The 20,318-nt window shown below is 69.6% G+C and carries 20 protein-coding genes and 1 riboswitch; of the genes, 8 read left to right on the top strand and 12 right to left on the bottom strand.

The window, feature by feature from the left end:
* From CFN17_RS05390 to CFN17_RS05400, 3 genes are read left to right on the top strand one after another with little or no spacing between them, the layout of a single operon-like run.
* A complete protein-coding gene (locus tag CFN17_RS05390; RefSeq protein ID WP_208750322.1) occupies positions 1-798 on the top strand; it encodes a VTT domain-containing protein in 798 nt (265 codons plus the stop codon).
* A gap of 4 nt (positions 799-802) precedes the next feature.
* Positions 803-1,477: a response regulator transcription factor gene (locus tag CFN17_RS05395; protein WP_208750323.1), complete on the top strand. Its 675-nt coding sequence runs from the start codon at positions 803-805 to the stop codon at positions 1,475-1,477.
* Complete coding sequence (locus CFN17_RS05400) at positions 1,470-2,477, top strand: HAMP domain-containing sensor histidine kinase (RefSeq protein WP_261792378.1); 1,008 nt, start codon at positions 1,470-1,472, stop codon at positions 2,475-2,477. The genes CFN17_RS05395 and CFN17_RS05400 overlap by 8 nt, the downstream gene beginning before the upstream one ends.
* Before the next feature lie 172 nt (positions 2,478-2,649).
* Here CFN17_RS05400 and CFN17_RS05405 read toward each other — a convergent pair whose 3' ends face one another.
* Positions 2,650-3,321 carry a hypothetical protein gene (locus CFN17_RS05405; RefSeq protein WP_208750325.1) on the bottom strand — a complete coding sequence of 224 codons (672 nt, stop codon included), beginning with the start codon at positions 3,319-3,321 and terminating at the stop codon, positions 2,650-2,652.
* 3 nt (positions 3,322-3,324) lie between these two features.
* Positions 3,325-3,527, bottom strand: a riboswitch (cyclic di-AMP (ydaO/yuaA leader).
* Positions 3,528-3,701: 174 nt separating this feature from the next.
* Between CFN17_RS05405 and CFN17_RS05410 the strand changes: the two genes are divergently transcribed.
* Both CFN17_RS05410 and CFN17_RS05415 read left to right on the top strand, forming a co-directional pair.
* On the top strand, positions 3,702-3,956 hold the full coding sequence (locus tag CFN17_RS05410) for a hypothetical protein (RefSeq protein WP_208750326.1): 255 nt from the start codon (positions 3,702-3,704) through the stop codon (positions 3,954-3,956).
* Between the two features lie 35 nt (positions 3,957-3,991).
* Positions 3,992-5,134 (top strand): cation:proton antiporter, encoded by a 1,143-nt coding sequence (locus CFN17_RS05415; protein ID WP_208750327.1) that lies wholly within the window; start codon positions 3,992-3,994, stop codon positions 5,132-5,134.
* Here CFN17_RS05415 and CFN17_RS05420 read toward each other — a convergent pair.
* A complete protein-coding gene (locus CFN17_RS05420; RefSeq protein WP_208750328.1) occupies positions 5,131-5,859 on the bottom strand; it encodes a DNA alkylation repair protein in 729 nt (242 codons plus the stop codon). The two genes, CFN17_RS05415 and CFN17_RS05420, sit on opposite strands and share 4 nt — an antisense overlap.
* Before the next feature lie 260 nt (positions 5,860-6,119).
* Between CFN17_RS05420 and CFN17_RS19895 the strand changes: the two genes are divergently transcribed.
* The gene (locus tag CFN17_RS19895; protein WP_261792379.1) at positions 6,120-7,145 is read left to right on the top strand and encodes a glycoside hydrolase family 16 protein; all 1,026 of its coding nucleotides are present in this window, start codon (positions 6,120-6,122) and stop codon (positions 7,143-7,145) included.
* Between the two features lie 80 nt (positions 7,146-7,225).
* Here CFN17_RS19895 and CFN17_RS05430 read toward each other — a convergent pair whose 3' ends face one another.
* Entirely contained in the window at positions 7,226-7,855 is a 630-nt protein-coding gene (locus CFN17_RS05430) for an aspartate/glutamate racemase family protein (protein WP_261792380.1), read from the bottom strand.
* A 351-nt stretch (positions 7,856-8,206) separates the two neighbouring features.
* Here CFN17_RS05430 and CFN17_RS05435 point away from each other — a divergent pair, with 351 nt between their 5' ends.
* Complete coding sequence (locus CFN17_RS05435) at positions 8,207-8,527, top strand: hypothetical protein (RefSeq protein ID WP_208750330.1); 321 nt, start codon at positions 8,207-8,209, stop codon at positions 8,525-8,527.
* 30 nt (positions 8,528-8,557) lie between these two features.
* Here CFN17_RS05435 and CFN17_RS05440 read toward each other — a convergent pair whose 3' ends face one another.
* Entirely contained in the window at positions 8,558-9,319 is a 762-nt protein-coding gene (locus CFN17_RS05440; protein ID WP_208750331.1) for a glycoside hydrolase family 16 protein, read from the bottom strand.
* Between the two features lie 48 nt (positions 9,320-9,367).
* On the bottom strand, positions 9,368-9,796 hold the full coding sequence (locus tag CFN17_RS05445; RefSeq protein WP_208750332.1) for a nuclear transport factor 2 family protein: 429 nt from the start codon (positions 9,794-9,796) through the stop codon (positions 9,368-9,370).
* 273 nt (positions 9,797-10,069) lie between these two features.
* On the opposite strand from CFN17_RS05445, the gene CFN17_RS05450 reads away from it, so the two are divergent.
* A complete protein-coding gene (locus CFN17_RS05450; RefSeq protein ID WP_261792381.1) occupies positions 10,070-11,998 on the top strand; it encodes a primary-amine oxidase in 1,929 nt (642 codons plus the stop codon).
* A 36-nt stretch (positions 11,999-12,034) separates the two neighbouring features.
* Here CFN17_RS05450 and CFN17_RS05455 read toward each other — a convergent pair whose 3' ends face one another.
* The 7 genes from CFN17_RS05455 to CFN17_RS05485 form a co-directional block, all read right to left on the bottom strand.
* Positions 12,035-12,736, bottom strand: a complete 702-nt coding sequence (locus CFN17_RS05455) for a DedA family protein (RefSeq protein WP_208750334.1) — start codon at positions 12,734-12,736, stop codon at positions 12,035-12,037.
* A gap of 110 nt (positions 12,737-12,846) precedes the next feature.
* Positions 12,847-13,356 carry a mycothiol transferase gene (locus CFN17_RS05460; RefSeq protein ID WP_208750335.1) on the bottom strand — a complete coding sequence of 170 codons (510 nt, stop codon included), beginning with the start codon at positions 13,354-13,356 and terminating at the stop codon, positions 12,847-12,849.
* A 9-nt stretch (positions 13,357-13,365) separates the two neighbouring features.
* Positions 13,366-14,463, bottom strand: coding sequence for a hypothetical protein (locus CFN17_RS05465; protein WP_261792382.1), 1,098 nt, complete (start codon positions 14,461-14,463; stop codon positions 13,366-13,368).
* 191 nt (positions 14,464-14,654) lie between these two features.
* Positions 14,655-16,505 carry an FAD-dependent oxidoreductase gene (locus tag CFN17_RS05470; RefSeq protein WP_208750336.1) on the bottom strand — a complete coding sequence of 617 codons (1,851 nt, stop codon included), beginning with the start codon at positions 16,503-16,505 and terminating at the stop codon, positions 14,655-14,657.
* A gap of 12 nt (positions 16,506-16,517) precedes the next feature.
* A complete protein-coding gene (locus tag CFN17_RS05475) occupies positions 16,518-17,351 on the bottom strand; it encodes an aldo/keto reductase (protein WP_208750337.1) in 834 nt (277 codons plus the stop codon).
* Complete coding sequence (locus CFN17_RS05480; protein WP_208750338.1) at positions 17,348-18,229, bottom strand: sugar phosphate isomerase/epimerase; 882 nt, start codon at positions 18,227-18,229, stop codon at positions 17,348-17,350. Before CFN17_RS05480 ends, CFN17_RS05475 begins: the two co-directional genes overlap by 4 nt.
* Positions 18,226-20,310 carry an FAD-dependent oxidoreductase gene (locus tag CFN17_RS05485; RefSeq protein ID WP_208750339.1) on the bottom strand — a complete coding sequence of 695 codons (2,085 nt, stop codon included), beginning with the start codon at positions 20,308-20,310 and terminating at the stop codon, positions 18,226-18,228. The genes CFN17_RS05480 and CFN17_RS05485 overlap by 4 nt, the downstream gene beginning before the upstream one ends.
* Positions 20,311-20,318 lie beyond the last annotated feature (8 nt).

Consider the following 20,318-nt stretch of genomic DNA (forward strand, 5'->3'; position numbering starts at 1 on the left):
ATGCACACTGTAGGCATTTCAGCCCTTCTGCCGGCCGCATCAGCCGCCGGGACCCCCTCACTGCTGGACCCGGCAAGCCTGCTCGCCGGCCTCGGCCCGGGAGCCCTGGGCGTTATCGCGCTCATGGTGTTCATCGAATCGGGCGTGCTGTTTCCCTTTCTTCCCGGCGACTCGCTGCTCTTCACAGCGGGCCTGCTGCACCAGCAGCTGCACCTGACGCTGCCCGTGCTGATCGGCGTCGTGACCGCGGCCGCCGTCGCCGGCGACCAGGTCGGCTACATGCTGGGGCGCACCTTCGGCCGCCGCTGGTTCAAGGACGACGCCCGGATCCTGAAGACTGCACACCTGACCACAACGGAGGAATTCTTCCGGCGCCACGGCGGCGCCGCCGTCGTGCTGGCCCGGTTCGTGCCCATGGTGCGGACCTTCGCGCCGCTCAGCGCCGGGATCGCGAGATACGGCTACAAGTCCTTCACCCTGTGGAATGTCACCGGCGCGCTCGTGTGGGCCGCGTCCGTGACGCTGCTCGGCACCTGGCTGGGTCACTTTGAGATCATCGCCAGGAACATCGACCTGATCGCCGTGGCGATGGTCCTCGTATCCGTGCTGCCCCCGGCTGTGAAGCTTCTCAAACTCCGCCGCCGCGGCACCGGACCCGAAACCCCCGGCCCAAGCGCCGCCGGCACGGGGGAAGTCGACGTGAGCGACGGCGACGGGACAGACGCCGATGACGGGGACGACACGGGGGCGCGAACCGCGAACGGAGCCCTGACCCGGGAAATGGCCGCGGAAGAATAGCCCCATGACAACCGCTGACAGGCCGGCCCTGCTGCTCATCGAGGACGACGCGGTCCTGGGGCCGCTGATCGCCGAGCTCCTGGACCCGGATTACCGCGTCCGGCTGGTCACTAATGGCCACGACGGCCTGCACGTGGCACTGACGGAGGCGTGGGACGTGATGGTGATCGACCGCGGGCTGCCCGGGATGGACGGCATCGCCGTCATCGCGGCCCTGCGCTCCAAGGGCGTCGCCACGCCAATCCTGATCCTGACAGCGCTGGGCGACGCCGGCGAGAAAATCAGGGGCCTGGACGCAGGCGCCAACGACTACGTGACCAAGCCTTTCGACGCCGGTGAGCTGGCGGCACGGCTGCGGGCACTGACCCGTACCTTTCCGGCCGCACGGGCGCCGCTGGCGATCGGCGACTGGGAACTGGACCCGGCGTCGCGAACGGTCCGGTCCATCTACGGCCACACGGTATCTCTGACCGCGAAGGAGGGCCAGCTGCTCGCGGCCCTCGCCACGGAGCCGGACCGCGTCTTTACCCGGGACGAACTCCTGACGGCCCACTTCCACCCCACCGACCAGCCCGGTGTGATCGACACGTACGTCCACCACCTGCGCCGGAAGATCGCCCGGACCGTCGTCCGCACGGTCCATGGTGTCGGCTATCAGATCGGCGACGCCCGTGAGTAGCGGCGGGGTTCCCGGCGGGGATCCGGACCGCTCCACCCTGCGGAAGGCCTCGCTCAAAGTCGCGCTGCGGATCAGCGCCGCGTGCGCGGTGATGGTCCTGGCGCTGCTCGCCGTTACGGCCCTCTATCTGCTGAACCAGCTGGCCCATCCCAAAATGCCGGGGACGGCGTCACCCGGGACGGCGTACGCGTACCTGGATTCCCGGGATGTGCTCGAGGCCATGGTGATCGCGGGGGCGGCAGGGATCGTGCTGGCGGGCGTCACCGGCTGGCTCAGTGCGCGCAGCGCCATCCGTCCCCTCGGCGATGCCCTGGCCCGGCAACGGCGTTTCGTCCAGGATGCCAGCCACGAGCTGCGTACCCCGCTAACCATCCTGGATACCCGGATCCAGCTGGCCCAGCGCCACACCGAACCCGGCTCCCGGCAGGCCCGGGACCTGGCCCGGATCCGGGACGACACCGCAACGCTGACCGGGATTGTCAACGAGCTGCTCCTCGCGGCCACCGCCGGAGTGCCCGGCCGGCCGGCAGCACCGGCCGACCTTGCCCGCACCGCCGCCGATGTCGCCGAAGGCCTCCGGCTCGTGGCGGAGGAACGGGGCGTGCACCTGGACGTCACCGCGGACGCCCGGCCGCTGGCCCGGATCGACGGCAACGCCCTGCGCCGCGCCGTGCTGGCTCTGGCGGACAATGCGCTTGCCCACACCCCGCCGGGCGGCCGCGTGGGAATCACGACGTCGGTCGAGCAGAACCGCGCGGTGATCACCGTCGCGGATACGGGGACGGGAATCACCGGCGTCGACCGGGACCGGATCTTTGACCGTTTCGTGCGGACCGCCGGCAACGGCGGACCGCACGGGCAGCGGAGCTTTGGCATCGGCCTGGCCCTTGTCCGGGAAATCGCCGTGGCGGCGGGGGGCGCCGTCGAGGTGGCTTCCACCGGCGCGGCGGGAACGGTCATGAAGATGACGCTGCCGCTGGCCGGGACCGCCGGGCCGTGAGCGGCCCGGCGGCGGGGAAAGCCGGCACATAGGAAAGACCGGCGATCGCCTGCCCCCAAGGGAATTCGATCGCCGGTCTTTCCGGACTGGTTGGCGCTGCCTTGCTGCGCCCTATACTGCGGCGCCCTGCACTGGCAGGGCCCGCTCACTGGCCTGCGAGCGCCCGGACAACTTAGGCGCGGACGAAGGTCACGCCGCCGGTCGCGGTGAGCCAGGACAGCGGGTGGACGATCGTCTGGTTGGAGCCGTTCATGCCGCCGCTGACCACCTGGCCGTTGCCGGCGTAGATGCCGACGTGGCCGGACTGGACCACCATGTCGCCGGGCTGCGGGGTAGCCACCACAGTTCCGAGGCCAAGGAACGCCCGGGGGCCGATGTCGCCTACGGGCTTGCCTGCCGCGCCGAGGGCCTTTTCCACCATGGCGGTGCAGTCCTGGGTGATGCCCAGCTGGCTGTACGCGGCGGACAGCATGATGGCGTTGCGGCTGCCGGCAGGGGCCGCGGCGGCAGGGGCAGCCGGGGCGGCCTGCACCTGGACGGTCGGCTTGGGCGCGGCCGGGGCCGCTGCGGGCGCGGCGGCGGGAGCAGCGGCAACAGGCTTGGGCTGTTCGATGACCGGCGCGGCAATCGAGGAAACCGCGGGGCGGTCAAAGCTGATCTTGACGGTTGAATCGGCGCTGACGGGCGCACTGACCTGCGCCTGGACGTCAACGTTCGACGCCGGAGCGGAGTCCCGCTGCACAGGTGCGGTAGCGGCGTTGGCCGCCATTCCGCTGGTGAGGACCAGGCCGGATGCGGCGGTGATGACGGCGGCATGGCGCGCAAAAGTATTGATTGAAGTCATGGATGTACCTCTCCCAATGCCTGCGAGGTGAGCTGTCGGATTCGGATGGGAGGCACCCGGCCGCACTCCAGGGCCCGGCGTAGCGGGCACCGTGCGGCTTCACCCCAAGGCCTGCATGTCAGCAAGCCGAAAGTGGTTTCCCCGCCTCTGCCGGTCGTTGCTGCGAGTTACCCCCGTGCCGCGGCAGAGTTAGGCAATCGGCTGGGGAGCGCCCGTATCGGAGACAACAGGCACATATCCACCGTAACGCGATCCGCGGTCAAAAGTCACATTCAGGTAACGGCCGCCACGTTTCGGACCCGCCGAAGCCCATAGGGCTGCACCTCATCCGAACACTAGGATGATGCCATCAGCACCACCTTCGAAGCGGAGGCCCGAAAATGAACAGGCACTGTGTCGCGATCTGCCAGCTGAGCAACCAGCCCCAGGAGGATTTCGACGTCAACACCGAGCTGCTGATCCTGGACGGCCAGGACGTCCACGTCTCCACCTGGGACGCGGAACCGCGGGACGGCGGCTTCGATGAGCACGTCTTGAACGACCGGGTGGACGCCCTTGGGTTCATGGTGGTCAACGACTGGGCGTTCCTGGACGGCAAGGCCTACGCGGTGGTGGAACGGCGGTCCGGAACCTAGGCGCGGTGCACGGCGGACACGACTAATTTCGTGCCGTGACGTTCCTGACCCTGGCGCTGATCGCCGTCGTCGCCCTGGCCGGCCCCCTGCTCGCACTGCCGGTGCGCTGGCGGCTGCCGGTGGTCCTCGGGGAACTGCTGGCCGGGATCGTGATCGGGCGCTCCGGCCTCGCCCTCGTGGATCCTGCAGATCCCACATTCAGCCTGCTGGCCAACATCGGCTTTGCACTGATGATGTTCGTGGCCGGAACCCATGTTCCCGTGCGCGATCCTCACATCCGCTCGGCGCTCGGCCACGGCACCCGCCGGGCCGTCGCAGCCGCCGCGGCAGCGGCGGCGGTTGGAACCGGGATCGGCCTGCTTTTCGGAACCGGCCATGCTCCCCTCTACGTCGTACTGCTGGCGTCGTCATCGGCCGCACTGGTCCTTCCGATCGTGGACTCCCTACGGCTTGGCGGCCCCCACGTCATCGCCATGACCGCGCAGGTGGCTATCGCCGACATCGCCTGCATTGTGGCGCTGCCGCTGCTGGTGGATCCGCCGCACGCAGGCCGGGCGGCGCTGGGTGTCCTCACGGTAGCGGGCTGCGCGGCGGTCCTCTTCTTCGTGCTGCGCTGGCTGGAGGACACGGGAATCCGCGGGCGCGTGCACCGCCTCTCGGAAAACCGGAAGTTTGCCCTGGAGCTAAGGATCCAGCTCGCGGTGCTGTTCGCCCTTGCCGGCGTCGCGACCTTCAGCAGCGTGTCGGTGATGATGGCGGGCTTTTCCTTCGGCCTGGTGGTGGCCGCCGTCGGCGAGCCGAGGCGGCTGGCCCGGCAATTGTTCGCCCTCAGCGACGGCTTCCTGGGCCCGGTGTTCTTTGTCTGGCTCGGCGCGTCCCTCACCCTGAAGGACCTGGCCGGGCATCCGGACATGATTGCCCTCGGGGTGGCGCTGGGGGCCGGGACGCTGGTGTCCCACGCGAGCCTCGCCTTCCTGGGGCTCCCCTTGCCGCTCGGCGTACTGTCGGCAGCCCAACTCGGTGTGCCGGTGGCGGCCGCGAGCATCGGCACCCAGCTTCAGGTCCTGCTCCCGGGCGAAGCGGCGGCCCTGCTGGTGGGCGCCCTGATCACAATCGCCGCCAGCGCCGTCGCCGGGTCCCGCGCGGCCAGGAAGTTCGCCCTGCCCCAAGGGACCTAAGAAGTCGAAGGGCTGAACTGCAGCTCCGGCCTTCGCCGGGCCATCTCGGCCAGGACCCGGGCCACGGCCTCTGTGGCGGCGTCAAAACCTGCACCGGTGTCACTCTGTGCGCCGGCGGCGCCGGCGGCAAGACTGCCGGCGGCGGACAGCAACTCCCCCGAGGACCCGCCGAGCACGGCACGGGCCTGGCGGACGAACCTGGCCCAGTCTCCGGAGCCGGCACGCAGCGCCGGCAGCGCGGAGAGAAGCGCGGCACGGCGCAGCCAGACATCGGACTCGCGCACCCACCGGTCCAGCACGCTCTCGGCACGGGCCCTGCCCGGCGGGTCAAGGCCGTCCACCAGGGGGCCGAGGACGTCGATGGCGAGCGGATCAACGAGCTCCCGGACCCGCGCATCCCGGATGAAGCCCTCCAGCCGGGTGAGATCCGAGTTGGTCAGCAGTCCCACGTTGGCCTGCAGGAGCACCACCGCTGCGAGGCGGCGTTCGAACACCGGCACCGCCCACAACTCCGCGCCGAGGGACGTGACCTCATCATGTGCCAGTCCCGGGTACCGGCGCCCGGCGTCGCGCACCGCCCCGCGCACGGCCCCCACGGACGCACCGTAGAACCGCAGGGCGCGGCCGCCGGGTTCCCCGCCAAGCCGGGCACGCATCGTCTCGGCGCGGCTCCAGGAACTTTCCCGCTGCAGCGAGAGGTCAATGAATTCGCCGGCATCACTCACGCGTCCATTCTTCCCCGCTTAAAGCGGACGCGTCACCGGGGTTTGCGGGCCATGGTAACGATCCGGTAACGTTGGCCCCTGGTCGTGAAGGCCAGGCCCGAATGCAGGGCCCCGGACTGCCCCCTTACCGGGCCCGGTTGCGCCGTTCGGCGCCTGCTCGCCCGTGCCGTTGCGGCAGGGGCCGGATGAAGCTTCCCGCATCCTCCGCCGCACTGCCCGCTGCGGTGGTGTGCGCCCGTCACAATGCCCGGAGGGGTCCGTTGTTTAACAAATCACCGATCAAAAGCGCAGCACCAATCAACAAACTCGCCGTCGCGATGGCCATGGGCGCGCTCGCCCTGACCGGGTGCAGCGTCGCCCCCACGGCCGGGGTCTCGGCCACGTCCCCCACACCGTCGGCCAGCCAGGAGTCCCGCCCGGCCCCGGGAGCTGCGGCGCCGAAGCCGGCCGCCGCCTCCGCCGTCAAGCCCGCCCCCGGAACTGCCACGGCCGGGCCCGTAGACGTCGCAGCGGAAGCCGCCCCCGCAGCCGTCGCACCGGCCGCACCTGCCGCCGTCGCACCTGCTCCGCAGGCGGCTGCTGCGGCACCGGTTCCCGCGCCCGTTACCGCCCAGGCCGACGTCGCCGCCACCGGCGACGGTTCGCAGGCCGCCGCCGTCCGGGGCTGGGGTGCGGTTGTGGCCGGCGACGAGTTCTCCAAGGCCGGCGCCCCGGACTCCACCAAATGGAGCGTCTTCAAGGGGACCGGACACGCCGGCAAGGGCGTCCGGAGCCCGCAGGCGTGGTCGGTTGCCAACGGCGTGGCGACCGTCAGCGGCGACTCGGCCGGCACCACGGGCGGCATGTCAGCCAAGTTCGCGCAGCAGAAATACGGCAAGTGGGAAACCCGCATGCGGACCAACGCCCGCGACCCGAAGTACCACCCGGTCCTGATCCTGTGGCCCAACAACAACGCCTCGCCCAACTGCGCCGAGATCGACTACGCCGAGGGCAGCACCAATACCGCCCAGATCAAGTTCTTCCTGCACTATGCCTGCGGCGGATCCAGCTTCCAGACCACGGCGGCCAAGACCATCGACACCACGCAGTGGCACAACTATGCCGTGGAGTGGACCCCGGCCGGCATCACCGGCTACATCGACGGCGTGAAGACCTTCTCGGACACCAACCCGGCGCACCTGCCCTCCGTGGGCATGCACCAGACGCTGCAGCTGGACTGGTTCCCCGACGGCTCGGCGACCAAACCGTCGCAGATGCAGATTGACTGGGTGCGCGTCTACAAGTAGCCGCCGCTCCTGCCGGCAGCCCCGTTCCCCTTCGGGCGCGGGGCTGTCCTGCCTTCTGCCGCGCCTGTCCCAGGATTGAGTCAGGCACGCTGCAGCTCCCGGACGGCCACGGCGGAGACCAGCATCGACCCGGCCGCGGTCACGGCATCGACGACCGGGACGCCGAGGCGGCCGCGAAGCACCTCCGCCATGCCGATGCTGCTCAGGCCCGTGCTGGCCTGGACAATGACGTCGGCGCCGGCCTCGACCAGCATGTGGGCCGCGGCGAGGGCGTCGAAAATCCCGGCAGGCATCAGGAAGGCATCAGGCGTTTCGACCCGTCCTGCGCCGTCGATGAGCAGCATGCGCTCGCCCAGCGTGGCCGAAATCGGACCCGGCACGTGGGCCCCGAGTCCGAGGACTCCGATCCGGCCGCCGAACGTCAGTGCCGCAGCCGCCGCCGCGGAGCCCGCCCCGATGACCGGAATGTCGACGGCGGCACGGGTTTCGGCCAGGCCGGGATCCGACGCGCAACTGATGATCAGGGCATCGGCGTCGCCGGCCATTTCCCGGGCCAGCTGAACTACCTTGGGCGCCGCAGCTTCCAGGGACGCCTGGTCATGTACGCCGGATGGCTGGTCCGGAATGCAACGGGAGGTCACGGTAAATCCGAAGGCTTCCTGCAGGAGCTTCCCGTGGGCGTGAAGGAGGCGGCGGTCGGAGGTCGTCATTACCCGGATTAGTCCAACGTGCATGACATCTCACCTTTCCGAACGGATTCCTTGGCAGGAGGCTACCGTGTGAGTGTTTCGGTGACTTTGCGGGCAGATGACCACTGGACGCCCCCGTCTGGCACGGGGGACGCACCGCCGGAGGTGCTGGGACGCGAGCTGAACACCCCGGAGCCGTAACCTGCGCATCACCTTGGCAAAAACTTCGCCGTCGTTAAGGTTGTGTGCCCGGCGCCGTTGTATGGTGTGTCACGGTGGTCCGCCTTTGGATCCGGGGCAAACACCCGGGATGGGGGGAAGGCGGATGACCGGTTCCGGGCTCAGCCGGAACGATGATCAAAGGAATAGCCCATGTCGGTGGAGCCGTCGTCCCCTCCCGGACGCCTCGAGGAACAGGAACACGTTGACTTGGCATCCGGCCCTGGATACGCCGCCGATGCTGCCGGAATCCGACATCAAGCCGCCAGGATTATCGAAGCCGTCCTGGCCGACACCGCGCCGGAGCATGCCCGCGCCAGGGATCTTCTCCGCCAGCAGATTGCTGCGCACCCCGGGCACCCGGAACGGGCGCTGGTCGAACACCTCGCCGCGCTAAAAGCTGTGCCCGGACCGGACTACGGGATGCCTGGCGCGGCAGACATGGCCGGGCCGAGCGGCCACTCCGCGCAATAGTCCGGCCCCGGAGCCTGCCGGTACCGGAGCCTACTTGTAGACCCGGATCCAGTCGAGCTGCATCTGGCTTGGATTGGTGGGGTTTCCGTTGGGAAACCAGTCGAGCTGCACCGACTGGTGCATCCCCACAGTGGGCTGGTGCGCCGGGTTGGTGTCGCTGAACCACAGCATCCCGTCGAGGTAGCCCTTGATCCCGGCAGGAGTCCACTCCAGGGCATAGTTGTGCCACTGGGTGGTGTCCAGGGTCCGTGCCGCCCGCGTCTGGAAGTTCGGGCCTTTGCAGGCGTGGTGCAGGTTGAACTTGATTTTGGTGGTGTCCGCGGTGCCTTCCGCGTAGTCGATTTCGGCGCAGGTGGGCGAGATGTTGTTGTTCGGCCAGAGCATCACGACCGGGTGATATTGCGTATCCCGCGCGTTGGTCCTCATCCTGGCTTCCCAGCGGCCGTACTTTTGCTGGGCAAACCTGGCTGACATGCCGCCGGTGGTGCCCTTGGCATCGCCGCTGACGGTCACCACGCCGCCGGCTACCGCCCAGGCCTTCGGACTCCGGACACCCTTGCCCGAATGCCCCGGACCGTCATAGACCTTCCACCTGGCGGGGTCGGGCGCCCCGGTGTAGTTGAACTCATCGCCGGCCAGCACTGGCCCCCAGCCGCGGACGACGGCGGCCTGGACCCCGTCGGATACCGCCGTCACGGCATCCGACCGTTCGAGGGCGGGGGCCGCACCGCACCCGCTAAGTGCCAAGGAGCCTGCCGCGGCGAGCGCCGCGGCCCTGCGCTTCGTAAACATCGGGTTCTCCTGTGCTCTTGAGTTCGTGCCGGACGGCGGTCCCGGCACTCAGCCGGTCGGGTCCGCGGGCTGATCCGGGAGCCGGCCCGCCAGCAGCCGGACGGTCTCGGCGATGCCAACGTCCTCACGTTCAAGCTCTTCCATGTACAGCCGGCCGCCCGTGATGAGTCCGTCGCGGATCTCGAAGATCGTCACGCCGCGCATGTCGAAGGGCTGCCCGTCCGTGCGGGTGCCGGCCCAGGTCCATTCACTCCAAACGGTGTCGCCGTGGTCCACCGATTGGACTGCCTCTGCGTGAAAGTCCGGAATCCCGGCGAACATGGCGGCCCAGTTCGCGTGCATCTGTGCCCGTCCCACAAAGGCCCTGGCGGGGTGGGCCGGCTGCACGCTTTCGTAGGAGTCGTGGAACAGCGCGGCTGCTGCCTCGAGGTCGTGGTCATTGAGCGCCGTCAGCAGGCGCTGGATAACTTCGCTCATCGATCACTCCTCGGTGCGGCGTCAACGTCAAATCTACGCCGCGGCCCCGCAAGCCTCCAGACCTGGCCGCCCCCAGGTTCCGAACTGATCTGCAGGCGGGGACATCGTGCGCGCCGGTGGCGTTAGTCCAGTAAATCGAGGACCCGTTGGGCACCACTTGGGCCCCCGGCCGGCGCGCCGATGCAACGGGCTGGAAGTCTCTGGTCCGATGACCGGGACCGCGCCTAAACTCTACTCACTCGCTTGTCCTCCGCGTCCTCAAAGGAGAGTTCCGTGAGCACTGCATCCCCGTTCCATCCGCTGGATCCACTCGGCCCGGAGGAGTTCCGCTCGGCCGCCGCACTGCTGGCCAGTGCCCATGGCGTCTCAGCGCCCGCCTGGCGGTTGACGGCCGTTGAGCTGATCGAACCGGACAAGGCCGCCGTCGCCGCCTTCGAGTCCGATCCCGCGGGGCCGGTTCCGGAGCGCGTTGTGGGGGTGAACTGTTTCGAACGGGCCTCAAACGCCGTCTACCAGGCACGTCTGTCGCTGACCCGCGGCGCGGTCATCTCCTTCACCCTCATGCCGGGCGTGCAGCCGAACCTGACCGTGGACGAGTGGGAGGAAGCCGATGAGGCCCTGCGCACCCATCCGGAGGTGATTGCGGCGTTGGCCAAGCGCGGCATCACGGACATGTCCCTCGTGTTCATGGACGTCTGGACCTACGGAGCCGCGGTGATCCCGGAACAGTACAGGGACCGGCGGATCGGCTGGTCGGACACCTGGCTCCGGGCCAGCGCCGGCGCGAATCCCTATGCCGGCCCGGTCAACGGGCTGCACTGCATCATTGACGTCAATTCGATGGAACTTCTGGAGATCGAGGACGCCGTCGCGGTCGAGCCGCCGGACATCATGGGTGAATACGTGCCCGCGATGATCCCGGAGCGGATCCGAAACGCCAGCACGCGCGAGGAGCTCAAACCCCTGCAGATTGTCCAGCCGGAAGGAGTTTCCTTCAACCTGGACGGCAACCGGCTCAGGTGGCAGAACTGGTCCATGCGGATCGGGTTCAACTACCGCGAAGGCATGACGATCCACCGGGTCAGCTACCGTGACGGCGGCCGTGAGCGGCCGATCGCCAACCGCCTGTCTTTCGCCGAGATGGCTGTCCCCTACCGCGATCCCGGCGTCGATCATTACCGCCGCACCGCGTTCGACGTCGGCGAATGGGGTCTCGGGTTCATGACGACGTCGCTGGAACTGGGTTGCGACTGCCTCGGCGAAGTCCGGTACCTGGATGCCGTGATGCACAATTCGGCGGGCGAGCCGTACACCATCAAGAATGCGATCTGCATTCACGAAGAGGACGCCGCGGTGCTGTGGAAGCACATGGACCACAACGGCAGCACGGAGGTGCGCCGGATGCGCCGGCTGGTGGTGTCCTTCCATGTGACTGTGGCCAACTATGAGTACCTCGTCTACTGGCGTTTCTACCAGGACGGCAACATCGAGTGCGAGGTCCGCGCCACCGGCATCATGGTGGTGACACGGTTTGCGGAGGGCCAGGACCACCCCTGCGGAACACTCGTGGACGACCGGACCTACGCGCCGTTCCACCAGCACTTCCTGGTGGCCCGGATGGACCTGGATATCGACGGCCCCGCCAACACCGTCTACCGCTCGGAAACGGAAATGGTGCCTATGGGCCCGGACAACCCCTACGGACTGGCCCTGCATCAGACGAAGACCCCCATCACCATTGAGGGGCCCGACGACTACAACTGGGAGACCCAGCGGTCCTGGGTGGTGGCCAACGACAACTCCAGGAACGGGCTCGGCACCCCGGTGTCCTACAAGCTCGTGCCCAGCGGGACGTTCCCGTCATTTTTTGATCCGAGCTCCCCGATTTTCCAGCGCGCGGAGGTGATCGGCCATACCGTGTGGGTGACCCCGAACCATGCCGAGGAGCGCTGGCCCGCCGGGGAATTCGTCAATCAGGGCGGGGGCGGGCTGGGCATGCCCGAATGGGTGCGCCAGGGACGCTCAGTGGAGAACACCGACGTCGTCCTCTGGTATACGTTCGGCATCCACCACATCACCCGGCCGGAAGAATGGCCCGTGATGCCGGTCGACACGGTCGCCTTCTGGCTCAAGCCGGTAGGGTTCTTCGACCGGAATCCTTCCCTGGACGTCCAGCCGACGGAATCCGACCACTGCCACTGAACCTGCTTCCACTAAAGCCGCCTGCGGGGGCCCGGCTTATTCTGTGCCGGACGTTGCTTCCGCGTCTGGCGCGCCGTTCCCGGAAGCGTCCGCTGACTTGAGCTTGCGGCGCTTGCGGCGGCGCCAGACAATCAGCAGGCCCAGCAGGACGATGGGGACCAGCACCCAGCCGCCGATGTCGAGGGCGTCGCCAAGGGCGTGAGCCAGGGCCCCGGCCAGGTAGGCCAGGACGCTGAGGCTCGCGACCCAGGCGATGGACCCGATGATGGTCCACAGCGCGAACTTCGGCCACGCCATCTTGGCCGCCCCCGCGGCAATGGCGCCCCAGAGCCGGACGACTATGACCCAGCGGCCAAAGAACAAGGCCGTGCCGCCGTGCCGTTCGAAGAACGACTCCATTTGGACGATGCGTTTTTCGTCGGCGTGGAAGCGTTTCGCGAGCTTCAACATCAGCGGACGGCCTCCCGCCCGCCCCAGAATGTAGCCGATGGTGCTCCCGAGCATGGCACCGAGGCTGCCGACGGCGATCACGGCGGCAAGGTTCAAGTCGCCGTGGCGGGCCGAGGCGTAGGCCCCCAGCAGCACCGCCACGGCGGGAAGCGGCACACCGGCGCATTGGGCCAGTACGATCACGAAGACGCCGAAGTAATACGCCCAGTCGTCCGCAGCCACCGCCTCCGCGGCGGCGAGGGCCGCCCAGCCGAGCGCCAGGGCGCGGAGAGCAACTAATCCGGTCATCGCTCACCCCTCACTCCGCTACTGTCGAAACGACACCGGGATGGCCCTTGTCTACCCCCGCAGCCCGGCCGCGTCAAGAGAACGCCACGGCAAAGCCGGGCCACCGGGGCCTAAGCCTGCGCGCGGTCCAGGCCTTTGGCGTAGGCGGCCTGCCCGACGTGCTGGAGGCAATCGGCGATTATGCTCACCAGCCGCACCCCGAGCGTGACAGGCGGGTTCCAGCGGGTATCGACGATGCGGTCAAAGTCCTCGTCAGCCAGGGTTTCCAGGAACCCGACGGTCTGTCGATGGACGGCGTCGTAGTACTCAAGCAGCAGGTCCCGAGGTGCCCGCACGGCGTCGACCTGGGCGCTCGAGTGCCCGTAGCCGGTGTCGCGTTCGGGCAGCGGCAGGTTGAATCTGCCGGCAAACCCCTGCGAGGTCCACACCTGCGGCAAACCGGCGGCGGACGCCACCTGGGCGTCCTCGACCCGGCCCAGGTGCCAGATCAGCCACGCCATGGAGTTGCCGTTGCCGGCGGGCCGCCGGGCCAGGGTGTCGCCGTCGGCCCCCTGGAGCGCGGCGGCCACGGTCTCATGGATCCGGCCGAATGCGTCCAGCAGCAGTTCGTTGGAATTCATCGCGTCCCCTCACGGTGCGTCTGCGTTGGCGTCGTCGCCGGGACCCATGCTTGCACGCAGACCCGCCATCCGGATAGGGCGCCGGTTCCACGTGCTGACACTGGCCAGCCCCGCGGCGGCCCCCGAACTCAGGACAACGGCACCCAGCCACATCGACACCGGCCACCCGATCCCGGCCAGCAGGGCAATGCCGACGAGTTGGCCCGTCCAGACGGACGCCGCGAGCACGGCCGTGACGGGCGGGAGCCGGTTTTCCAGCCAGTGCCCTGGCAGCCTGGCCAGCAGCACGTCGACGGCGACGGCCGCCACGGTCGCCCCCGCCGCGCCGGCGACCGCCGCCGGCCGGAACCCCGACATCGCCAGAGGCAGCCACGCCACCACGCCGACTGTCAGGGTCATGATGCCCCGCGGCGGCCGGCGGCCGGCCGAAACCGAGTACAGGAAGGGAACGACCACCAGCGCTGTCGTCACCAGGTAGCTGGCCATCCCCAGGGCCGCGGGCATCTCCGCCTGACTGTGGCCGGCGCTGCCGATCGGCGTCGGCACGTACGGTACGGCCGGCGGGACCCGTACGAACGCCGAACAATAGATCAGGAAAAACGCGCCCAGCCCGGTCAGCAGGACGACGGACAGGACAGCGGGCAGCGTCCAGTCGAAGGCGTCACCCCGGCCGGCCCGTGCGCTCCGGACACCGGTGCCGAGAATCAGGAACAGGCTGAACCCCAGCAGCAGATGGGTCGGGCTCACCAGCGCGTCGAGTGAGACCTCGATGCCGAGGATCTCGTGCCATGCCATGTCGAGCAGGCCCGCCACCCCGAAGAGCACGACGCCGATCACCGTACCCCCGTAGCCGGGCGGAACTGCTTTGGCCAGCGGTTCACCGGGCACCCGGTTCCGCCAGATCACACCCGCCGTCCAGGCGGCCGTTACGGCCAGACCCGAGTACAGGGCCGCGTGCCAGGGGGTGAAGAACGTCTCCAGCCCGGGCACGTGCAGGTGCGCCCAGCCGTCCAGGAACACGGCGAGGAGCAGCCAGATTCCCAGCAGCTGCGTCACGAGATCGCGCCGGGTGCTTGTCCCCAGGCTCCGCGGTGCTGTGTCGACCATGGCCGTTCTCCTCGCACTCCATGCCGGGGTCGGTGTCCGGGCCGGCGCCGGCGGCTGTTTGGCTGGCGGCCTGCTCCCGCGCCCGGCCGCTGCTTAAAGCTTGGACCCCACGGTCTCCGACCGCCAGTGCACAGGGGGCGGGCGGCCATCCCCGGTCGTCGGCCCCCTTTGCCGCGGTAGCCGCCTCCGGGTCAGGCTGCGCCGGTTTGCGCTGAGGCTGCCAGTGCGGAGGCGGTCTGTGCCGAGGCGGGCAGCGGGGCCGGGGTCTCCCCGGTCCCCGCGCCGGGGGCCAGGCTGCCGTCGTCCTCGTAGTGCGTGGCGTTGGCGAGGTCGCGCCCGGCAAGGTAGCCGAAGGTCAGGGCCGGCCCGAGGTTGATGCCGCCGGCCGGGTAGTGCCCGCCCATGACGGAGGCCTGGTCGTTTCCTGCGGCGTAGAGCCCGGCGATGGGCTTCCCGGCTTCATCGAGGACCCGGCCCCGCGGATCCGCGGCGAGGCCGGCGAACGTGCCAAATGATCCCGGCACGATCCTGACCGCGTAGAACGGCCCTTTCCCGAGCGGGCGCAGCGACGGGTTGGGCGTGTTCTTCGGGTCCCCGCCGTAGCGGTTGAAGGCGCTGGCGCCGCGGCCGAAGTCGGGGTCTTCGCCGTTGCGCGCATTCCGGTTGAATTCGGCGACCGTTGCGGCGAGCGTGTCCGGGTCAATGCCGCAGGCCACGGCCAGTTCCTCGAGGGTGTTGCCCTTCTTCAGGTAGCCGGAGCGCAGGTAGGGAAACAGCGGCACGGGCAGCGGTTTGGCCATGCCCAGCGGGAACTTGCGGACGAATTCGGCGTCGGCGATCTGCCATGCCTCGACGGGTTCGCCGTCCGGGGTGGCATTGAGCATGCCCTCGACGTAGTCGTAGTAGCCGTTGGCCTCGTTGACGAACCGCCGCCCGTCCGCGCGCACCCCGATGCTGCCGGGTTTGGCGCGGTCCATGATGTGCGGGAACGTCCCGGTGCGTCCGCTGCGGTACGGCACCAGCGAGACCGGGCACCACGCGGCCGGGGACGCGACGTCGGTGTCGAACCGGGCGCCCACGGCCTGGGCCATCGTGATGCCGTCGCCGGTGGTCTCCTTCGGCGCCAGCGTCCAGTGCTCGCGGCCGGTGGGAGTTTGGGGGAACAGCGCGGCGCGGCGGCCGGCGTCGTTTGGGAAGCCGCCGGCGGCCAGTACGACGCCGCGCGCGGCGTTGATCTGGAGCTCACCCTCCGGTGAGGTCACGACGGCGCCGGTCACCCTGCCGGCGGCGTCGGTCAGCAGGCGCTTGGCAGGCGTGGAGACGCGGATCTCCACGCCGAGGTCGTCGGCGGATTTCATGAGCCGGCCGGTGAGGGCGGCGCCGTTGACCAGCTGCATGTTGCGCCGGTGGGTCGCCAGGTCCAGCAGGTGCAGCCCCACGCGCCAGCCGGCGTGGATGATCCCCCGGATATTGCCCCGCGAGGCGGAGAGGAATCTGGTGAGGTCCGGCCCGGCCATGATGCCCATGCCCAGGAATGAGGTCTCGTAGAGCTGGTGGCGCATCTTGGCACGCAGTTCGGGCCTGATCCGCCGGCCGTTGAAGGGTTTGGGTCCCACCGAGCGGTGCCCGGTGCCGGCACCGGGGGTGCTGCCGTAGATGTCCTTGATGTTGGTTCCGGGAACGAACTGCAGGCTGGTCTTGGCCTGGAAGAAGCCGACCATGTGCGGGACGGCCTCCAGGAACGCCTCGACCCTGTCGTCACGGTAGTGCGTGCCGAGGCGGTGGCGCAGGTAGGTGCGGAAGAGCTCACGGCCCTCGTTGACGCCGTCGGCCTTGGCCAACGGGTTCCCCGGCGTCCAGGCCCAGCCGCCGGACCAGGACGTGGCGCCGCCGCAGACTGCGGCTTTCTCGACGACGATGACTTTCAGCCCGTGATAGGCGGCCGTGACCGCGGCGGACAGGCCGCCGGCCCCGGACCCGACCACCAGGACGTCGCAGTCCAGGTTCGGGCGGTGAGATTCGGTTTCCTGCAGTGAAGCCATGGTGTTTCTCTTTCAGTGGAAGAAGGTGTCAGAATCCAGGCGCGGCGGGGCCCCGGTGTCGAGCGCATCGACCGCGGCGACCTGCTTGGCCGACAGGGAGAAGCTGTAGACGTCCAGGTTCTCGCGCTGGCGCTCAGGGTTCGCGGACTTGGGGATGGCCACGCGGCCGTGCTGGACGTGCCAGCGCAGGACGACCTGCGCGGGCGTCTTGCCCAGGTCCCGGGCCGGGCCGGTGATGGCGGGGTGGCCGAGGAAGGCGCCGTTGCGGCCAAGCGGGCTGTAGGCCGCGGTCAGGATGCCGTGGTCCCGGTGGTAGGCAAGCTGGCCGGGCTGGCCGTGTTCCGGGTCGATCTGCACCTGGTTGAGCGGGACCTGAAGCCCGGCGCCCGCCAGGAGCTCCAGGTGGGCCGGTTTGAAGTTGGACACGCCCCAGGCCCGGATGGAGCCCTCATCCACCAGCCGCTGCAGCCCCTCGCAGGCTTCGACGAACCGCCCTTGGGCGGGGTTGGGCCAGTGCACCAGGAAGAGGTCCAGGTAGTCGGTGCCGAGCCGCTTCACGGCGTGACCGAAGGCCGCACGCACTTTGTCCCGGCCGTGCCATTCGGTATTGAACTTGGTGGTGAGGAACAGCAGGCCGCGGTCGATGCCGCTGCGCCGGATCCCCTCCCCCACGGCGGCCTCGTTGGCGTAGTTCTCGGCCGTGTCGATGTGCCGGTAGCCGTTGCGGATCGCCTGGGCCACCGCCGCTGCGGCATCCTCGCCGGTCAGGGGCCAGGTTCCCAGCCCGATGAGCGGGATCCGGACGCCGGGGGTGAATTCCGCCGTCGTGGTGTCTTCACTGGTCATCGGGGGCCGGCTTCCTGGAGGTTTTCCGCGTCCCGGAGTGCGTCGGCGGCGACCAGCACCGCGTCGACTCCGGATTTGAGCCGGCGGGCCCAGCCGAGTTCGCCGAGTTCAGCCACCCGCCGGTCCGACGGCGTTTCCGCGCTCACCGGGAGTCCCTCGGGGAGAATGGTGACGACGGCGGCGAGGTCGAAGTCGCCCTCGCCGGGGACCTCGCGCTCCGAGCGTGATTCGGTGACGAGGTCCTCGCGGCTGGACGGCCGCCGGGCCGGGCCGTCACACAGCTGCAGGAGCGGCACCAGGCCGGCGTTGTCCCGCAGCTCGTCCCACTGCCCTGGGTCCGTCCCGCTGCTGTCCGGGCCCCGGAAGCGGTTGAAGTGCAGGGTGTCCACCACGATCCTGCAGCCGGCCTGCCGGGCGATGTCTGCGGCCTGGGCGATCGAGGCTATGGGCTGGTAGGAGATCGCCTCAAGGGTGGGCATGATCCCGAAGCCGCGTCCGTCCTCGGTCATCCGGGCGAGGGTGTGGACCAGCCGGGCGCTGTCCGGGTCGGCGGCCGCAACCGTCAGGGATCCGGCGCCCAGGGCCTGGCCGGCTTCCATCATCCGCAGCCAGGCCTCCTGCTGGTCGGTGCCGTCCAGCAGGAGGAATTCGATGTCGCGGACGCTCACCCCGGTGTCCCGCATCCGGGCGAGGGTTTCCCGCAGCATCGGCGCGCCCGGCTGGAGATCGTACGGCCGTTCCGCGGCAGTGACGGGACGGACGCGCGCGCCAATGAAATCAAAGCCTGCTTCCGCCGCGATGCCGAGCAGTTGCGGCGGAGTGGTGTTCAGGAGGGACAGCTGGGCGAGCCCCACTGCGGGTCGGACGGTGCCGGTCATGATGCTGCTCCGTTCAGGCTCATCGTCGTGGTGTCCGGGGTTGCAGCTGCCAGTCGCGCGGCAATGCGCTGGGCCGCGTCGTAGCCGCTCTTTACGGCGTTGGAGGCGATCGCCGGGGTCTGGTCCACAACGGTGCCGGCCAGGGTCACGGGCACCCCGGCTGCGGCGCTGAGCTGCGCGTCCCGGACGTCCGCCGGGACCGAGGGGTCCAGCGGGAGCGCCGACCGGGAGACCAGGAGAGGTCCGGGCGCGTCCAACCATTCGCCTCCGGGCGGAAGGCCCGGGCCGCTGATCCGCACCCGGGCGCCGTCGTACTCCTCGATGGCCGCACCGAGCCGGATCCGCACCCGGGGGTTGGCTTCCAGCCGCGGGACGGCCAGGATCTTGGCGCGGCGGCCCGATTCGGGCGCTATGACCTTCTGGGGGCCGACCAGCAGCACGGCCGTCCCGCGGTCGGCCAGGGTATCCGCCACGCTCATGGCGACGGAGTCGGCGCCCCAGATGGTCACGGCCCCGGGGCCCGCGCCGCCGTCGAGGATTTCCGGGTGGACCGAGAGCCACGCGCGCACGTCGACGACGTTCGGGTCATCATCGCCGGGGAAGCCGGCGGCCGGCCGGGTACCGCCGGTCGCGATCACGACGGCGTCCGCCGCGGTATCCCGGACGAGGTCTCCGAGGGAGCCGGTGTCCACGCGCGTGCCGGTGCGGACGTCAACACCCAGCCGGGCGTTCTCCGCAGCCGACCACTCGGCGAACCGGTGGAAGTCCGGCGTGGACTTCATCCGCTCGGCGAGGGCGAACTGCCCGCCCGGGCGGGCGCCGTCGTCGACCACGGTCACGTCGGCGCCGGCCTCGGCGAGTTCACGGGCGGCGGTGAGGCCGGCGGGACCGGCCCCCACCACCACGACGCGGGAACGCTCACGGACGGCGGGCGTCGGGACGGGGAGGCGGGAACGGCCCACGGCGGGGTTGACGGTGCACGTCACCTGGCCGAGGCCGAGGTTGTCGATGCAGACGTTGCAGGCAATGCACGGCCGGTACCGTCCACCGTGCAGGACGCCGTCGGCGAAGGCCGGGTCGGCGTGAATGGCACGGGCAAGGCTGACGAAATCGCAGGTCCCCTCGCGGAGGACCTCCTCGATGATCTCCGGGGAGTTGAGCCGGCCGGCCATGCCCAGCGGCAGCCCGAACCGGCGGTAGGCCGTGGCGTAGCCGGCCAGGATGCCGGGCTTCCATTCGCCGGACTGCACGATCCATTCGCCGGCCTCGTAGCTGCCGGCGGACAGGTCCAGGAAGTCCAGGTGCTCCAGGTGGGCCTTGGCGATGATATCCACCTGCTGTTCGGCGCTGATGCCCCCGGCCGGGCCTTCCACCACGGAGACGCGCAGGCCCACGATCGTGTCCGGGACCGCGGCCCGGACGGCATCGATGACGAGGTTCATGAAGTGTTCGGGCGCGGCGAACTCATCGGTGCGGTGGTTGGACAGGGGCGACATGAACTGGTGGATCAGGTAGCCGTGGGCGCCGTGGATGGTGATGACGTCGACGCCTGCCTGCGCGGCCCGGCGGGCAGCCTGGGCATAGGCATCCACGAGCTCGTGGCACTCGGCGGCGGTGAGTTCCCGCGGCACCTCGCCGCCCGCCGTCGCGCACGGCACCGGCGACGGCGCCAGGTTCTTGAACCCGGACACGGCGGCCTGCGCGGTGCGTCCGCCGTGGTTGAGTTCGACGGCGGCGAGCGCGCCTTCGGCGTGCAGGGCGTCGGTGAGCCGGCGCAGGCCGGGAATCATGGCGTCCGTGTGCAGGCCCAACTGGTGGGTTCGGCCCTTGCCGTCGGCACGGACGAAGGTGGCTTCGGTGGTGACCAGCCCGAGTCCTGACTTGGCCCGGGTGACGAGGTAGTCGATGTATTGCTCCGTGATGGCGCCTTCGGTGGTGCCGTAGTTGCGTTCCATGGGGGCGGAGGCGAGCCGGTTGCGGAGGACCTTCGGGGTGCGGCCGTTGCGGCCCAGGGGCAGGGGCTGCGCGGCCAGGGCCGGGGCGCTCAGGGTGTGGGCCGCGCGGGGGGTGTTGTGTTCCATGGTGTTCC

It is taken from the genome of Arthrobacter sp. PM3, assembly GCF_003352915.1.
In the GTDB taxonomy this organism is placed as follows: domain Bacteria; phylum Actinomycetota; class Actinomycetes; order Actinomycetales; family Micrococcaceae; genus Arthrobacter.

Bases quoted from the DNA above. Each gene is read 5' to 3' on its own strand.
- CFN17_RS05390 (WP_208750322.1), top strand. From the start codon at position 1: ATGCACACTGTAGGCATTTCAGCCCTTCTGCCGGCCGCATCAGCCGCC.
- CFN17_RS05395 (WP_208750323.1), top strand. From the start codon at position 803: ATGACAACCGCTGACAGGCCGGCCCTGCTGCTCATCGAGGACGACGCG.
- CFN17_RS05405 (WP_208750325.1), bottom strand. From the start codon at position 3,321: ATGACTTCAATCAATACTTTTGCGCGCCATGCCGCCGTCATCACCGCC.
- CFN17_RS05410 (WP_208750326.1), top strand. From the start codon at position 3,702: ATGAACAGGCACTGTGTCGCGATCTGCCAGCTGAGCAACCAGCCCCAG.
- CFN17_RS05430 (WP_261792380.1), bottom strand. From the start codon at position 7,855: ATGACGACCTCCGACCGCCGCCTCCTTCACGCCCACGGGAAGCTCCTG.
- CFN17_RS05435 (WP_208750330.1), top strand. From the start codon at position 8,207: ATGTCGGTGGAGCCGTCGTCCCCTCCCGGACGCCTCGAGGAACAGGAA.
- CFN17_RS05440 (WP_208750331.1), bottom strand. From the start codon at position 9,319: ATGTTTACGAAGCGCAGGGCCGCGGCGCTCGCCGCGGCAGGCTCCTTG.
- CFN17_RS05445 (WP_208750332.1), bottom strand. From the start codon at position 9,796: ATGAGCGAAGTTATCCAGCGCCTGCTGACGGCGCTCAATGACCACGAC.
- CFN17_RS05455 (WP_208750334.1), bottom strand. From the start codon at position 12,736: ATGACCGGATTAGTTGCTCTCCGCGCCCTGGCGCTCGGCTGGGCGGCC.
- CFN17_RS05460 (WP_208750335.1), bottom strand. From the start codon at position 13,356: ATGAATTCCAACGAACTGCTGCTGGACGCATTCGGCCGGATCCATGAG.
- CFN17_RS05465 (WP_261792382.1), bottom strand. From the start codon at position 14,463: ATGGTCGACACAGCACCGCGGAGCCTGGGGACAAGCACCCGGCGCGAT.
- CFN17_RS05470 (WP_208750336.1), bottom strand. From the start codon at position 16,505: ATGGCTTCACTGCAGGAAACCGAATCTCACCGCCCGAACCTGGACTGC.
- CFN17_RS05475 (WP_208750337.1), bottom strand. From the start codon at position 17,351: ATGACCAGTGAAGACACCACGACGGCGGAATTCACCCCCGGCGTCCGG.
- CFN17_RS05480 (WP_208750338.1), bottom strand. From the start codon at position 18,229: ATGACCGGCACCGTCCGACCCGCAGTGGGGCTCGCCCAGCTGTCCCTC.
- CFN17_RS05485 (WP_208750339.1), bottom strand. From the start codon at position 20,310: ATGGAACACAACACCCCCCGCGCGGCCCACACCCTGAGCGCCCCGGCC.